Source organism: Ensifer sp. Root127, from assembly GCF_001425225.1.
GTDB lineage: Bacteria > Pseudomonadota > Alphaproteobacteria > Rhizobiales > Rhizobiaceae > Ensifer > Ensifer canadensis.
This window is the reverse complement of sequence record NZ_LMDX01000018.1, coordinates 158,017-169,876: the sequence shown is the minus strand read 5'-3', so window position 1 is coordinate 169,876 and position 11,860 is coordinate 158,017. Positions and strand designations below refer to the sequence as shown.

The 11,860-nt window shown below is 55.6% G+C and carries 10 protein-coding genes and 1 pseudogene; 6 read left to right on the top strand and 5 right to left on the bottom strand.

Going from position 1 to position 11,860, the window contains the following annotated elements; genetic code table 11:
- A partial coding sequence (locus tag ASD03_RS40155) for a hypothetical protein (protein ID WP_210177770.1) occupies window positions 1–187 on the top strand: 187 nt, incomplete at its 5' end.
- Here ASD03_RS40155 and ASD03_RS20410 read toward each other — a convergent pair.
- Window positions 98–316 (bottom strand): annotated as a pseudogene (locus ASD03_RS20410) (helix-turn-helix domain-containing protein); the annotation flags it as partial. The gene ASD03_RS40155 and the pseudogene ASD03_RS20410 sit on opposite strands and share 90 nt — an antisense overlap.
- Here ASD03_RS20410 and ASD03_RS20405 point away from each other — a divergent pair.
- Complete coding sequence (locus ASD03_RS20405; protein ID WP_057215755.1) at window positions 315–1,109, top strand: SDR family oxidoreductase; 795 nt, start codon at window positions 315–317, stop codon at window positions 1,107–1,109. The pseudogene ASD03_RS20410 and the gene ASD03_RS20405 overlap by 2 nt on opposite strands.
- Window positions 1,110–1,912: 803 nt before the next feature.
- On the opposite strand, the gene ASD03_RS20400 is transcribed toward ASD03_RS20405, so the two are convergent.
- From ASD03_RS20400 to ASD03_RS20390, 3 genes are all read right to left on the bottom strand, one after another.
- A complete protein-coding gene (locus ASD03_RS20400; RefSeq protein WP_057215751.1) occupies window positions 1,913–3,751 on the bottom strand; it encodes a pYEATS domain-containing protein in 1,839 nt (612 codons plus the stop codon).
- Window positions 3,748–4,782, bottom strand: a complete 1,035-nt coding sequence (locus tag ASD03_RS20395; protein ID WP_162250526.1) for a caspase family protein — start codon at window positions 4,780–4,782, stop codon at window positions 3,748–3,750. Before ASD03_RS20395 ends, ASD03_RS20400 begins: the two co-directional genes overlap by 4 nt.
- Window positions 4,783–4,961: 179 nt before the next feature.
- Window positions 4,962–6,089 carry a hypothetical protein gene (locus tag ASD03_RS20390; RefSeq protein WP_057215745.1) on the bottom strand — a complete coding sequence of 376 codons (1,128 nt, stop codon included), beginning with the start codon at window positions 6,087–6,089 and terminating at the stop codon, window positions 4,962–4,964.
- Between the two features lie 555 nt (window positions 6,090–6,644).
- On the opposite strand from ASD03_RS20390, the gene proC reads away from it, so the two are divergent.
- The 4 genes from proC (at window position 6,645) to ASD03_RS20370 (ending at window position 10,663) form a co-directional block, all read left to right on the top strand.
- Entirely contained in the window at window positions 6,645–7,469 is an 825-nt protein-coding gene (gene proC, locus ASD03_RS20385; RefSeq protein ID WP_057215743.1) for a pyrroline-5-carboxylate reductase, read from the top strand.
- A gap of 331 nt (window positions 7,470–7,800) precedes the next feature.
- Entirely contained in the window at window positions 7,801–9,705 is a 1,905-nt protein-coding gene (locus tag ASD03_RS20380) for a HAMP domain-containing methyl-accepting chemotaxis protein (protein ID WP_057215741.1), read from the top strand.
- A gap of 288 nt (window positions 9,706–9,993) precedes the next feature.
- Window positions 9,994–10,389, top strand: coding sequence for a type II toxin-antitoxin system RelE/ParE family toxin (locus tag ASD03_RS20375; RefSeq protein WP_063997098.1), 396 nt, complete (start codon window positions 9,994–9,996; stop codon window positions 10,387–10,389).
- Window positions 10,361–10,663, top strand: coding sequence for a DNA-binding transcriptional regulator (locus ASD03_RS20370; protein WP_057215738.1), 303 nt, complete (start codon window positions 10,361–10,363; stop codon window positions 10,661–10,663). The genes ASD03_RS20375 and ASD03_RS20370 overlap by 29 nt, the downstream gene beginning before the upstream one ends.
- A 131-nt stretch (window positions 10,664–10,794) precedes the next feature.
- Here the strand turns inward: ASD03_RS20370 and ASD03_RS20365 are convergent, their stop codons facing one another.
- Window positions 10,795–11,850, bottom strand: a complete 1,056-nt coding sequence (locus tag ASD03_RS20365; protein WP_244494667.1) for a LacI family DNA-binding transcriptional regulator — start codon at window positions 11,848–11,850, stop codon at window positions 10,795–10,797.
- Window positions 11,851–11,860: the final 10 nt, after the last annotated feature.

The window sequence follows — 11,860 nt, the reverse complement described above, 5'->3', positions numbered from 1 at the left end:
CCAAAACCTCTGCGGCCTAATAGAGCCGGATATCGCTACCGATGCGAGGGCGATTCAGCGGTGCCACAGCCGTCAATGCGCATGGAAAATCGCGCTTACGCTGGATGAGCATCTTCTGCGAGATCAACGGGATTGCGCGCTCAAGGTCGGAGAAGCGCATCACACGCCCGCCGAACAGATGAAATAGGATCACCAGCTTCCATCGGCCCTCAAGCAGCTTCAAAGCATGCTCGACGCCTTCTGCCGCTGTTTCGCGGGTGTAGGCATCAACCTTACGCTCAGGTGAGTACCTTACTTTCTGGTGCGTACTTGTCATTTTTACAGGATACCTTCATCATCTTGAGCTTGCTGGCCGTCGCGCACTCGTCACGGCCGGTACGAAGGGCACCGGCGCCGCCGTGGTCCGGGCATTGGAGGCCGCCGCGGTGAAAATCGTTGCGACCGCGCGAGCCCTGCCTGACAGTTCCCCGGATGGGGTTCACTACATCGCCGCCGACATCACGACCGCCGAAGGTTGTGCCACTGTTGCCGACGGCGTCCTCGACCGGTTGGGAGGGGTTGACATCATCATCAACGTGCTTGGCGGCTCGTCCGCGCCTCCGGGCGGTTTTGCGGCCCTTACCGACGATGAATGGTACAAGGAACTGAATCTCAACCTCATGTCGGCGGTGCGCCTCGACCGCGCGCTGTTGCCATCGATGATAGAGCAAGGCTCCGGCGTCATCATTCACGTCACGTCGATCCAGCACGAATTGCCGTTGCCTAATTCCACGACGGGTTACGCAGCCGCCAAGGCGGCACTTTCGACCTACAGCAAGAGCCTTTCCAAGGAAGTGACCCCCAGAGGCATTCGCGTGGTCCGAGTCTCGCCGGGCTGGATCGAGACAGAAGCGGCCGTTGCTTTGGCGGAGCGCCTTGCAGCCGACGCTGAAACGGATCTCGAGGGCGGCAAGCAAATCATCATGAAGGCGCTTGGCGGCATTCCGCTTGGGCGGCCTGCAAAACCTCGGGAGGTTGCCAACCTCATTACCTTCCTCGTATCCCCGCGTGCCAGCTCGATCACAGGCACAGAGTATACCATAGATGGAGGAACGGTTCCGACGGCTTGACGAGGCGGGACTGGGTCCAAACGGAGCACGGTCGATCAGGCGGAGTGCGACTAGGCAGATCAGCCAGCATGTTACCTCTGGTGAGATCTATTTTGCGGTGACCTCCGGAGAGAGCATCTGGTTGCCTCTGGCCGTACCCCAACGATGCTTGGTGAGCTCCGATATCGAACGCTATTTCGAAGCCTCGGCTGTTGCTGCTGACAACACTGTCCGAGCCATGCTTGAAAAACTTGAACATGTAGTGCGGCGGTCGAGACAATTCGGAGCCCGTCGACGGCGAACGGCGCAGGCTCCGAGCCCCCCTTTGTCTAAACGAGCGATGTGAGAGTCCGGTCGCCGAAATGGCGAGGGTTGCTCCCGGATGGAATGCTGAACTCTATCAAAGCTAAAGCAGCGCGTCTGCTGTCAATGGGCGCAGTGGTGGAGCGGATTGACGAACTGTGAGGGCGGCCTTCCCGTATTATCGAAAGAGATCATCGAGCGTTGAGTTGAGCGTGGGGGATCGGCCAGCATGTTCACTAGTCCGTGATCCGCGGTGGTGATGCCAAGCAGCGGCTGCGGGTTGGTCTTGAAGGCGACGGCTGGATCTTGGTGCGTAAGGGGGTTAGCGGATACTTCGTGCCGACGTCATACCGTCTCGCTACCTTGTTAGCTCGGATCGGCGTGAGGGCTGTTCGGAAGGCTGGGGTGGGCAATATGCCGCTGGAGCCTGAAGGAGCGCCGAATAGCCGGCGCGCAGGCGACCATCCTAGCGAGCTTCAGGTCTACCCAACCGGCTCCAGTCAGAACCAAAAGCGCAGCGCCTAGAAGTGCTTGATAATGTATGGCGCGTCCTCAATTTCGCCCAAATCCAACTCAAGCTCAATCTCCGCCGATGGAATCCATGCCCCTACAGTGAACCCACCATAGCATCCAAGCTCAAGCCGAGCTCTATGGCCACTGAAGGTTGTTCGAACTCTGTCGGGGTTAAAGGTTGGATGAAGAAAGAACTCGACAGGCAGATCGTAGCTGCCTTCAATAAAGTCAGGGGCTGCGTCCACCGTCAGCACTACCGTCACCCATGACCGATGCTCAGGCGTTAGTGTAATGAACTCTGCGGAAAGTGCGTATCCGTTTTTACTCGCCAGGCCGCCCCACCGGCCCTTATGAGGGTCATTTGCTCTCAGTATCGGAAGAGACAAGGCCGCAGGATCTGCATGATAACTTTTCACTCTAGAAAGCAATTCCCCGGACAAAAGGGTAATGTCCCCCAGCGACTCAGTTGGCGCAAGAAGAACACCGTCGTCGGAATAGGACGGCATCACGATCTCCTGCCGTGGGGCAAGCGAGTCGCCTCTTTGGTTCTTACCCAAGGGACTTTGCATCCCGATTCTTCCGGGGTCGAGCCGACCACGGAAAATGACACGACTAAAACGTTCATCAATGCTGCCGATCGCGAGCTGCAATTTACTTCCCGTTACCAGCCACGAGAAAATCGCCCCTGCGGTCTTTTGAGTTGGAATACGAAGTTGCCACTTCTTGAGCTCTAGTGCGGCCTTTTCCGAGACCGTACCCATTTCGGCTTTGGACAGCGCGTTCAACATATCGCCGACTAGTTGCGCGGTGTAGGTGAAGTAAGGAATGCCTAGCCGGCGGCACCTTGCCATTGACTGGACGGCCTTCAGCCCTGCAATCTCATGATTCCTTTCATCTGGAGAGGCAGTATCAATATATCGGCGAGCCGAAAGCGCGTGGACGTCGGGTATCCACTCGAAGCTCGACACCAGGTCGTCGATTTTCTCCCTTGACGTAAATCTCTGAAGTTCGGGAAACCGCAGGTTCAACAAGGCGATCACAATCTCCAGCCAAGGATCTGTTTCTTCAGTGCTCGGTTCCGTGGGTGTCTCCCCTTCCGACCCTAACAATTCGGTTACGATCTGCTTTGCCTCATCTACGGTACCGGCATAAAGGGCCTGGACTAAAGCGCGTCGTCGCAACTCAACCGGGAATACCAAAACGCCTATGTCCGATGCAGTAGGACTGCTGCGCAGAACGACCTTGGTGCCGCCTTTGAAGAGGGGGATCATGAGACGCTCGTTGCGCAAACCGCTCACCGCGCATTCCAATCGAAGGCGAGAATGAGCCGCATCCAGCACGCTCGCAGGGCTTTCAATCAGTATCTCAGCCAATCCCGCCGAGACAGTCAACTGAGGTTCGGGTTTACCCCAGTATGGACGCCAGCCCCCGACGCGCCCGGGAAGAGTGTCCTGGGATATTGCCACCGAAAGCCACCGCTTGGGGTGCGCGACCGATTTGACTTCGAGGTTGTCCTGTTCTTGCTCATCCTCTTGCTCGACGGCAGATGTCGCTGCTTGGGTCAGCGATGTGCGCAAGAACAGTTCCCCAGATGCAGCCAGCTGACGAAGGCTTGGAACTTGGACTTCTCTTACAACATGATCGCCTTCGACCAGAAACGAAAAACTCCGCGTGATCTGTCCCAGTGGCTCGATAGTGGCGGTATACGCGCCAGGTCTCAGCTTGAACTGGCATGACGTTGTTGCAGGCGTGGCGAGCCATGCCCCTACTTGTGCGCCTCGACCAAATATTCTTATACGGCCGATCGACATATCCGCGGGAGCAATGACGTTCAGCGTGCTCGTCATGAAACTGATATCCTCTGATTGAATATCGGCCCGGTCGGAGCAAACTCCGTTTCGTGTCGCCACATGTCATTCTCGGCGATTAGGTAATGAGGCCGCGTACTCGGGCTGATCTCGAACATCCACGTGGTCGAACGACCGAGCGGACAACTCAGCAGACGAGCGCGCTTGTCGTCGTGGACGTGGAGACGGTAGCTAGCCATAAGGCGCTCGGGATCCGTCAGAACGAAGATGGGTATTCGCGGATTCGGAGAAATCACAAGCGGGAAGAAATTGTTCTGATCGATAAGTGTGACAGGTTCGAAGCGCTCGGACCAACTTTGACGGCGCCCATACAAGAACCTCAGATCGGATTGTAGTTTCCATCTGCCGGTGTCTATGATCCACTTTCCGTTGTCGAAGCGCGCCGATGCCCCATCCAGGGCATCGATTAACACCTGAGTAAAGCGCCCGATGGTAATTGTTTTAGCCGCCTGCTGCCTCCTATCTTGAGGCCAATCTCCTTCAAAGGCGCGCAGCCCCTCTGCAGCTGCGCTGATTAGCAGAACCTTTTCTCGCGCCTCGTGTAGCTTGAAAGGGTGAAGAGGGCGGATAAAGCGAGCGCCATGAGAATTGCTGAGCACAAATTCACTGGAGAATTCTTGGCAAGCATCGACAAAAAAGTAGGCTGCGTTGAGTATGCTTTTTGCCTTAAAAGCAGTAGCAACTTCCGTAATATTGAAATGAGCGCCCCATGGATCGGTATCGTCGGTATTCAAATCTGACAGGAAAACGACAGCATCCCCAGCACGCACAGCGCCATGCCCACTGATGAAACAGAAAGCAGAATCGCCTTCTCCGAAGCTCGCTACCCAGTCCCTGCCGGCGAGTTCAACTGTCTCCTTGGTCGCACGATGCACCGGTTTTTCAGGAACCAAGTGCTGGAGTATGTAGGGAATGCGGTCGTAATCCTCTTCCGGATCTGTGACCAACAGGTGAATAGAAGCAAGCTTGGGAGTAAGTGCATCCCTATTCACGTAGAGCCAATCAGCCATGAGCCTGGCAGCTGATGCTGCACACGCGACATCGGCCACACCTCTAAGCGCTTGGTCGACTCCCCTATTGGGTTTCGCATTGGGGTAACCGCCTACGCCCAAGATGAACGCTCGCATACCTGGGCCTTCTACATCACGTCTCCAGACTGCTGGAATTGTCTCGGGAGGGCTATCGACCATTATAACACTCCCGCCTCGGTCAGCCTGAAACGGAGGCGCGCGTAAAACTGTGGTCGCGCGAAATAGGCGGAGTGTGCTGAACCAAGGCCGGTGATTGAGTTAAAGCTGAAGTCTTCTGCAGATGAGAACATGGGGTTAGATCTGAAGCCAAAGACATCGATTGGGTCGAACGCGTTCAACCAAAATGATGTCCCCTCTGGTCCTTCGATTGGAGTCTTCGCTGGAAGGCTTCCACCAAATTCGAACAACCCAAGTTCTTGGAATAGACCAGGCTGTGAACCCACCGTTACAAGCGCGGCTGCACGGAAACCATTAGGCAAGCCGCCCGCTTTCAAGTCCGAGAGCAAATCGTAGAGAATTACGCCTCCGAGGCTGTGACCGATTAAGATGACTTTACCGCCCTTGCGTTCGTTCCATGCTACCGAAATGGCTTGGCTGACCGTCGCTCTTACCTTATCGCGCACTGGTCCTTGCTTTAGATAGGCAAAGACATCACCTAAAAACCTAGCCACCGTTGGATTTATCGGGTCGACAACGGCTGAGTGTACGCCTCTGGATGCTAGGTTAGCCGCTCGGTCAACGATGGACATTGCTGCATTCTTGAGGGTGCCAACTAACGAAAGACTTCGCGGAGAATTGCAGAGCTTATAGACCTCGTTCACAAAATGCTGGTCAGACTCCGCGTTGAAGAGGGGGGCAAGCGCCGAAGGGTCGTCCGTTGATTTACGATCGTCAGCGTCGACCAAATCCACGATCGCAGCGAAGAGCTTTACCTCCTCCACACTTAACGCTTCTCCGTCGACCTTCGCCTTTTTGATGCGTTCCGAGAGGAGAAGGTCTAAGGCCGAACTGGCGGAAACCTGCTTGGCTATTGCGGGCAAGATCGTCGAGCCGTCGTGCGGGGCGGCCGGCTGGTCGCTGAACCCTAGCGAAAGTACCCCGCTCTTACGAAAAGAAGCGCCGTCAAATCGCAGTTCCGGGATGAGATCTCCCCAACATGGCGAAGTGATCTTTGCATCTTCACCAAAAACAGTTGCCTTCAACAGGGCGTTTCTATTCTCGGTTTCCTTGTCCAACGCTTCGCCGCTACGCGTGGCAACACCATGAACAAACACAATATTATTCACGGCTATCCTCCCAATTTAGCTTATCTCAAAGAAATATTCGTCAATTTTCCATAAAATAGTACTTTTGAAGTTGTATCGTCCAAAAACCACCGCTGATTTATAAGCTACACCTTACCGCATATCCGTCTGCAGTTTCAAGTTGCATAATTTAGAGAGTAGTGATTTATGATGCTGGCCTTGGGCGTTTGGCCTCGGAGTTTACCTATAACGTCAGGTCAGAGCGTTGCCTTTGTCCTGGCGGAAGCGTCTGCTCACCGAAAATCAAACTCCTTTTAGTAGTTGATGTTGGCAGGTTGTCGACGGTTTACGGCGGCGCACTCGAAATCTTTCATCAGCCCATCTGATGTAGTGTGAGTGCGCTACTCATCACGGTGGCTTATGACGCCGCATCACGCTCGAAGGAGTGGACGGCCTCTTCTTGGATCTTGACCGCCGCAATGTAGTCGAGTGTAGTCGCGCGCCGCCGCCAAGGACGATGGCGAGCAGGTTTCTCATGATCGACAACTGTGGCCGATCGCATTCGTTCGGCCAAGTCTTAATAGGAGTACGTTTGTAATGACGCATGTATTGCTTGTTGGTGCCGGGAATATGGGGTTCGCTATGCTCCGCAGTTGGGTCACCTTGGGCAACCATCGGTTTACTGTGGTCGAGTCGAATGAAGCTCTGCGGAAGAGGGCGGAGGAACTCGGTGTAGTCGCCTGCTCTCCAACCGACGATCTGCCCGCCGACAAGGAGATCGACATCCTGGTGATCGCAACTAAACCCCAGATCGTCGGTGAAGCGGTCGCACGGTACCTTCCCAAACTCGCGGCAAACGGCCTAATTATATCCGTAGCAGCTGGCGTGAATATCAAGGCCATCATGTCTCGTGGCGAGAAACCGGTCGCGGTCATTCGATCGATGCCGAATACACCTGCCGCAATTGGTGAAGGCATGATCGTTTGTTGTCCGAGCCCGGAAGCCGATATCCCCATGCACCGCCAAACGGCCGAGCAGCTACTCTCCGCAGTTGGTCGCGTTGCCTTCGTGCATGACGAAGCTCTGATGGATGCTGTCACAGCAGTTTCGGGGTCAGGCCCGGCTTATGTTTTCCATTTTATCGAGGCACTTTCCGCTGCTGGAGTTGAAGCAGGACTTGATGAAAGCCTCGCGCTGCTTTTGGCGCAACAAACGGTGTTTGGGGCGGCAAAACTCGCCCTGGAGGCCAACGAAACACCCTCTATTCTTCGGGAGCAGGTGACCAGTCCTAACGGAACTACCGCCGCGGCTCTGGAGATTTTGATGGACAGAGATATGGGACTACGCCCGCTGTTGGGGAAGGCAGTCCATGAAGCCAAGGAGCGCTCGATCGAGCTCGGGCACGCGTCGGCGAACGGCTGAAGTTAGGTGCCCCACTTCAATACAAAGTAACCAGCGGGGTGGTCAGGGCAGCACGCCAATATCTGCAATCGATTGTAGCAAATGAAAGAATTCATTTACTACTCCCACTTAAAAAGACGCTGCAATCGATTGTACGAACCGCGGTCCCAAGCCTGTTCGTATGTGCCTTGCCGTCGGGGATGAGCCCCGCTGAAGTTCAATCCAATGTGCAGGCCCGCAACGACTACCGATCCGGCGAATGCAAGAGGGTAGTTAATGTTGGGCAGGAAATCAGCGCGGTGATGGGGCGCGAAGTCTCGGATCCAATTCGCATCATTCAAGAGGTTATTCCGTGAGACGACCAAGCGTGAAAATGTCCCTAGTTGGATCCGTTAGCGGTCTGGTGCTTTTGTCCGTTGTTATGGCCGGGGGCTCCATCAGTTCGATGTCGGCAATCGAGGCCAGTAGCCGGGAAGTCACCGACAACTGGATGCCCAGCGTCGAGCGTTCAAAGAGCATGGAGGCGGCACTTACCGACCTGCGGGTGGCATACAACGCCCGTATTATGGCGGGCGACAAAGATGAGCAGCAGGCCGCCGAGACGCGGATACAAGCGGAAAAGGCTCGCTATCGGAAAGCACTTGACGACTATGCTGCGCTCGTCAGCGAGGCGCAGGAAGAAGCGGAACTGCGCAAAATTGAGTCCGTCACCGATGAGCTGATCGATGCAGGGGATAAACTACTAGAGGCTGCGAGGGACGGTCTCGACGCTTCCGCTAAGCAAACCCTTACGCAGGAAATGGCCCCTCGCTTCGAATCCATCGATTTGTCGATCGAGCAGATTGTGGGCATCAACAACCGTGGGGCCGCGAGCTCCAGTGCTGCCGTAAAGGGCCAGCTTGAGCAGTCAAAGGTGCTGATTTACGTCCTGTCTGGGATATCGCTTGCGTTCGGCCTTGCGGTCGGCTGGCTAGCCATTTCGGGGATCGCGGGACCCATTTCGCGCATCACTTCGGCCATGCGAACCCTTGCATCGGGGGATTCCCGATCGGAGATCCCGTTCGCCGGCCGCCAGGACGAAATCGGAGCAATGGCCGAGGCCGTGGAAGTATTCCGGCAGAATGCAATAGCCAATGCTCGTCTCGAGGAGGAAGCGACGCGCTCTCGCAATAGTCAGGAGGCCGAGCGCGCCGAAGTGCAGCGACGCACGGAGGAAGAAGCGGAGCAACTGCGGTTCGCTTCCGATAATTTGGCTGGCGGTCTGAAGCAACTCGCCGCCGGGGACCTGTCGTTCCAACTAAATGCTCCATTCGCACCGTCGTTCGAGCCCCTACGTAACGACTTCAATCAATCTGTCCGCCAACTCAACGCCGCATTGTCTGCGATTGTCGAGAGCATTGGCACGATGGACAATGGAACACGCGAAATCGCCAGTGGCGCACAGGATCTCGCGAAGCGAACAGAGAAGCAGGCTGCCGCGATAGAGGAGACTGCAGCCGCACTCGAGCAGATCGTTGAGAACGTACGTTCGTCAACGGAACTCACTGAAGACGCTAGAACACTTGCAGTGCAAGCAAACCAAAGCGCGACCGACTCCTCTAAAGTGGTTTCCGACGCCGAAGAAGCCATGCGTCGGATTGAGGACAGGTCGCGTGAAATCTCGAACATCATCGGGGTCATCGATGAGATCGCCTTCCAGACAAACCTGCTGGCCCTAAATGCCGGCGTGGAAGCGGCTCGGGCCGGGGAGGCCGGAAAGGGCTTTGCAGTGGTTGCGCAGGAGGTACGCGAACTTGCCCAGCGTTCGGCTCAGGCTGCCAAGGAGATCAAGGGGCTGATCCAGAATTCTACGGCCGAGGTTGAAAGCGGAGTAAAGCTGGTGCGTGAAACAGGAGGCGCATTGGCTGTCATTGGAGGCTTTATCGATCAAGTCAGCAAACATATGTATGCCATCGACGGTTCGGCCAAGGAGCAGTCCACCGGGCTTGCCGAGATCAACACCGCTGTGAATTCGATGGACCAGAGCACGCAACAAAATGCAGCAATGGTGGAAGAATCCACGGCCGCAGCGTCGAGTTTGGCGCAGGAAGCTGGCAAGCTTCGCGATCTGGTCGCTCGGTTCAAGCTCAATACGGTGGCAACACCACGCCCTGCGAGTCAGGTAAGCAAGCCAGTCACCTCTCCTGCCAGGGAGTTAGGCGGAAGGGTCGCTCGTGCCTTCGGTGGGAATGCCGCTCCCTCGTGGAAGGAGTTCTAAAGGCCTGCGGTGGGAGCAATCCGTGGTGGGCAGCTGGGATGCGCAGCTGCCCCGTGCCTACAGAGACCGCGGCCGCCAATATCGCCGCTGCCGAGCGGCGTGGCCGCTTTCCAGGTGCTGAGGCGTCTTAGAAACTTGGAAGTCGCGCGGAGAGTTCGGGACTTTCCCAGGGACACACCCGTTTAGCCCTGCAACGTTCATCATGTGATGTAGCACGTCGCCAGACGCTGAAAATTCTTCTGACATCCATCTTGATAACTATATTACGGAGTGATATACAAATTGTCAGTGAGGCTTTTGAAAGACTTGGAGTTTGACGACTGGGCGGCTGAGTACAACGTGACGAATGACATGTTGTGTGGGGCGGCGAAAGAGATTGAGGCAGGCTTGGTCGATGCTCGGCTAGGCGGGTTTCTTATCAAAAAGCGTGTTGCTGCGCCCGGCCACGGAAAACAAGGAAGCTACAGAACCATAGTTGGATATCGTCAGTCGGATAGGCTTATCTTCGTTCACGGTTTTGCGAAGAATGAGACTGATAATATCACAAAGAAGGAGAAGGAGGCTCTCCGGAAACTATGTGATGTCTATATGCAGATTGATCCCGACAAGCTTTCCGAGATGATTAAAGAGAAAAAGATACTGGAGATTACGTGTCATGAGCAGGATTCTAAAGAACGTCCATAAGTCTGCGGTTCGTTTGCAAGAGGCGGGTGTCGTAGACGGTGTGACAATGCGAGAGTTCGATGCTCTTTGCCTGCCACCTCTCCGAGATTTTTCTCCGGAGGAGATCAGAAAGATCAGAAGTGAAAACAAAGTCAGCCAGGCTGTGTTCGCCAAGTTCATCAACGTGAGCAAGCTAACTGTTGCCGCGTGGGAGCAGGGCACGAAGAAGCCGAATAGCACCGCGGTCAAGATACTGGATATCGTCGAGCGCAAAGGCCTTGAAGTCCTCCAATAAGGACTGCTGCCTTCAGCGAGTCATGCCACTGACAGTACGATTTAGAAAGAGTCTTTCAGCTGACCGCGAGGTCCCTGCTTGCCCACACTGCTGTTAGTTGAGGGGGCGCGACCATCTCGCAATCAACGAGTTCAAGTCCGGGCTGTCGCACCCGCTGAGCGATTGGTCCTGCCTTGCCTAAACGCACTTGTGGATTGCCGAATTATCAACTGAGGAGGAAGAACAATGTTGCGGCGAGCAGCGCCTGGCTCGTTGATTGCCTGTAGTAAAAGGTCCGCTGCTAGGAGGCCCATCTCCTTATGGCTAATGCGTACCGTTGTCATAGGTGGGTGGACTGCATCCATGTGAGGAATATCGTTGTGGCCCACTAGGGAAATGTCGTCGGGGCACTTTAGACCGCGGGACGCCATAGCATCGTACGCTCCCAGCGCCAGTAGATCGTTGGCGGCCGCGACTGCAGTGATTTCCGGATGTCTGTCCAGTAGGCGCAGCATCGCTGCAGCTCCGCCCTCGCGGCTATAATCCACGGCAACCTCTATGAGAGAATCTGCTAACTCGAACCCCGTTAGAGCGAACTTGAATCCACGCCGGCGCAGCACCCCAGTGGATTGCTCTTGAGGGCCGGCGATATGCGCGATCTGCCGGTGACCGAGACTATGCAGATGATCAACAGCTAACTGCATGGCCGTCAGGTCGTCGGAAATGACCGCAGACAATCGCGAGCCACTTTCCGCTCGATTCACCAGCACCGCAGGAATTGCGTGATCGATGCAAAAGTCCACCAAAGGGTCTTCGACAAAGACATTGCCGAGAATCAATCCGTCGACGCGGTGATCTGCCAGTCCATGGGCAAGCTCGAGAAGCCGGGACGTGTCGTCGCCAACTTCGGCGATAACAACAGAATAACCGGCGCCGCCGAGCCGATGATTGATCCCGCTAATAATCGCTGCGAAGAGCGAGCTGGAGATGTCCGGCACGAGCGCACCAATCAGCTTCGAGCGTCCTGTCCGTAGTGTTTTCGCGTTGAAATCCGTCCGATAAGCTAGCTTCTTTGCTGCGTCGACCACCTTGTTGACGAGATCTGGGTGAACCATATCGCGTGTCGCGGGATTGAGTGCGCGCGACACTGTCGATGGATGCACTCCCGCGAGCTCTGCAACATGTTGCATCGTGACTTTGCGTCTCAACGGTCAACAC

Excerpts from the sequence above, each read along its gene's own strand:
- ASD03_RS20400 (WP_057215751.1), bottom strand. The coding sequence starts at position 3,751 with ATGACGAGCACGCTGAACGTCATTGCTCCCGCGGATATGTCGATCGGC.
- ASD03_RS20395 (WP_162250526.1), bottom strand. The coding sequence starts at position 4,782 with ATGGCTGATTGGCTCTACGTGAATAGGGATGCACTTACTCCCAAGCTT.
- proC (WP_057215743.1), top strand. The coding sequence starts at position 6,645 with ATGACGCATGTATTGCTTGTTGGTGCCGGGAATATGGGGTTCGCTATG.
- ASD03_RS20370 (WP_057215738.1), top strand. The coding sequence starts at position 10,361 with ATGAGCAGGATTCTAAAGAACGTCCATAAGTCTGCGGTTCGTTTGCAA.